This window comes from Rhizobacter sp. P2_H2, from assembly GCF_056403375.1.
This window is the reverse complement of record NZ_JBFUFP010001221.1, coordinates 1-1,495: the sequence shown is the minus strand read 5'-3', so window position 1 is coordinate 1,495 and position 1,495 is coordinate 1. Positions and strand designations below refer to the sequence as shown.

Sequence of the window (1,495 nt, the reverse complement as noted above, 5' to 3'; positions counted from 1 at the left end):
TGCCCGAGCGACTGCGACACCAGCGGCCAGGTCAACGGGCGCACCTCGGCCTGCGAGACGGTCTCGCCGGCATGCAGGCGGGAGGAGGACGAAACATCGGACGATGCATCGCCGGCATCGAACCACAGCAATTCGCCGGGCCACTGCGCCGGGTTGTCGGTGCAGGTCGGGAAGACCTCGTCGGTGGCATGCACCTGCCACGCGAGCACCGCCTTCGGCACCACCGACAGTGCCTGCGCCGGGCCGAACAGCGCGAGCGCGCTGCCGGTGTGGCGCTCGATCGCGTCGGTCGCGCGCAGCCACCATGCGGTGTCGCCGGCCGGCACGAAGCGCAGCCCGCGGCATCGCCCGTCGGCGAAGAAGCCGTGCTCGAAATCGACGCGCAGCAGCGGCAGGTACGGGCCCATGTCGATCATGCGGAGGCTCCCACGCCGGCCTGCGCGCGGCGCACCACCGGCAGCTGGGCATCGAACTGGCCGGCATCGAAGGTGACCATGCGCATGCGGTACAGCACCGACGGCAGGTAGCGCCCGCTGAACAGGCCCCACAGGTTGCTCAGGTCGCTGACGCTCAGGTTCTCGATGTCGAGCGTGAGCTTGTCGATGCGCGGATCGAGGTCGGGCGTGTTCTGGTGGTCCAGCACCGGCCACGACTGGAAGTGCGCGATCGTGCTGGAGATGAACTTCAACGCCTCGGTGTAGTTCGACGCGCTGAAGTTGGCGGCGAACATCACCAGCAGGTTCAGCGACACCGGCAGCGGCTGCCGCGCATGGCGGCCCTCGCCCGCGCCGGGCCGCGAGCGGGGGCTGGGCGTGGTGTCGCGCTCGATGTTGACGAGGAACACCGCGAGCTTGTTGTTGATGTTCGCGGCGACGCCGCCATCCGGCTCGTACAGGCTGGAGACGACGACCAGCTCTTCGCCCAGCTGGAACGAGCGCCGCAAGGCGTTGTTCAGCTGGCTGGCGACTTGCGAGATGGCCGCGTCGATCATGGAGGTTCCGGTGGGGCGAGTGGTGAAGGAATGCCCCGACGATAGGGACGCACGCGGCCCGCGCCCATCGGTCAATCTCTGAACTTGGACCTCTTCATTGCTGAGACGCCGGTGGCCAGCGGCTGATGTCGCCGTGCACGGCGTGGATCGCCTGCGCAAGCACGGCGAGCGGTTCGTCCTTCAGCACGTAGCCACGCGCGCCGGCAGCGCGCATCGCGTCGATGATTGCCGGCTCGTCGTGCATCGACAGCACCAGCACGCGCAGGGCCGGGTGGCGCGCCAGCAGCGCAGCCAGCGCGGTCGGCCCGCCGCCGGGCATCTGCACGTCCATCAGCAGCACGTCGGGGTGCACGCGCGCCTGCGCGAGCCAGGCCTGCAGCGCCGGCACGTCGGGCGCCTCGCCGAGGATCTCGAAGCCTCGGCGTGCCAGCAGCTCGGCCACACAGGCGCGGTAGGCCGCGTGATCATCGGCCAGGTAGAGGGTCAAAGGGCGCGCGGCAACTC

3 protein-coding genes are annotated in these 1,495 nt (G+C 69.7%); all 3 read right to left on the bottom strand.

Features of this window, described 5'->3' with window-relative positions; genetic code table 11:
* Positions 1-416 (bottom strand): hypothetical protein (locus AC1D15_RS31770; protein WP_477829188.1); only part of this gene is annotated, 416 nt, incomplete at its 3' end.
* A complete protein-coding gene (locus tag AC1D15_RS31765) occupies positions 413-991 on the bottom strand; it encodes a Pvc16 family protein (RefSeq protein WP_477829187.1) in 579 nt (192 codons plus the stop codon). The genes AC1D15_RS31765 and AC1D15_RS31770, both read right to left, overlap by 4 nt.
* A gap of 94 nt (positions 992-1,085) precedes the next feature.
* The coding region (locus AC1D15_RS31760; RefSeq protein ID WP_477829186.1) for a response regulator at positions 1,086-1,495 on the bottom strand (410 nt) is incomplete at its 5' end.

Coding starts and splice junctions, on each gene's coding strand:
- AC1D15_RS31765 (WP_477829187.1), bottom strand. CDS start 991: ATGATCGACGCGGCCATCTCGCAAGTCGCCAGCCAGCTGAACAACGCC.